Here is a 1183-nt window from a genome sequence, read left to right as displayed (position 1 = left end):
CGGCGAGCGCCGCGAAGCCCAGGACCGTGGCGGGCGCGACCGCCAGCTCGGCGGCCAAGTTGCACGGAACGGCGACCAGGCCGACCCGGGCCGCGAACACCGCCACGACCGGCGCGCACACGGCCTGCGCCGCGCCCGCGGCGGCCAGTACCTCCGCGAGCCGCACGGGCACTCCGCGCCGGACCAGGGCGGCGCACCAGCGCGGTCCGAGCGTCAGCATCGAGCCGGTCGCGAGCACCGACAGCGCGAAGCCGTAGTTCCGTGCCAGCCACGGATCGTAGAGCACCAGGCCCAGCACGGCCGCGGCCAGCGCCGGGATCAGCGACCTGCGCCGGCCCGTCAGGAGTGCGAGAAGCGTCACAAGGCCGCAGGCCGCGGCACGCAGCACGCTCGGCTCGGGCCTGCACACCACGACGAACGCCACCGTCAGCGCGGCCCCGAGCACTGCGGTGGCTCGCAGCGGGATGCCCAACCGTGGGGCAACGCCGCGCCGTTCGGCCCGGAGCGCGAGCGCGGGCGGCCCGATCAGCAGCGCGAGCACGATGTTCAAATTCCCGCCGGAGACCGCCGTCAGGTGGGCGAGGTCGGTGGCCTTGAACGCGCTGTCGAGTTCGGGTGTGATGCGGGACGTGTCCCCCACGACCAGCCCGGGCAGCAGGGCCCGGGCGTCGGGTGGCAGCGGCTCGGCGGCGCGCCGCAGCCCCGCCCGCAGGGCACCCGCGGCGCGCTGGGACCGGGACGGCGGTGCGGAGACGGGCGGCGGGGCGTGGGCCGACACGGGCCGCACCAGCGCCGCGTGCGCGGGATCGTCCGGGAACGGCGGCGTGAGCCGGGCCGCGAGCCGCAGCCTCGTCGACGGCAGCAGCCCGCGCCACTCGCCCTGGTGCGGGCCGGGATCGACGAAGACCAGCACCGGCGTCCTGACCGCCGTGGCCCGCCCCGCCCGGGAGGCGATCTCCACGATCCGCGCGTCGAACATCAACTGGGCGGCGGTCAGATGGTCTCCGCTGACCTTGCGGCGCACCGGGCGGGGGTCGGACGTCACGCTCAGCTCCACCACCGCACGCCCGTGGCGCCCGGCGATGCCCGGCACGGGCCCCCGCCGGACGTCGGCCGCGTGCAGCCCCGCCGAGGTGGCGCCGGCCGCGGCGCAGCACAGGGCAGCGGCCACGACGAGGGACCA

At 77.4% G+C, this 1183-nt stretch carries 1 protein-coding gene; it reads right to left on the bottom strand.

The genetic code is table 11. The features are described from left to right. A partial coding sequence (locus L1885_RS28520; RefSeq protein WP_235800029.1) for a ComEC/Rec2 family competence protein occupies positions 1–1171 on the bottom strand: 1171 nt, incomplete at its 3' end. Positions 1172–1183 lie beyond the last annotated feature (12 nt).

The sequence above is a fragment of the Streptomyces fuscigenes genome (genome assembly GCF_021556455.1).
GTDB classification, from domain to species: domain Bacteria; phylum Actinomycetota; class Actinomycetes; order Streptomycetales; family Streptomycetaceae; genus Streptomyces; species Streptomyces fuscigenes.
The sequence above is the reverse complement of the archived record's forward strand: the minus strand, read 5'-3'. Positions and strand labels throughout refer to the sequence as shown.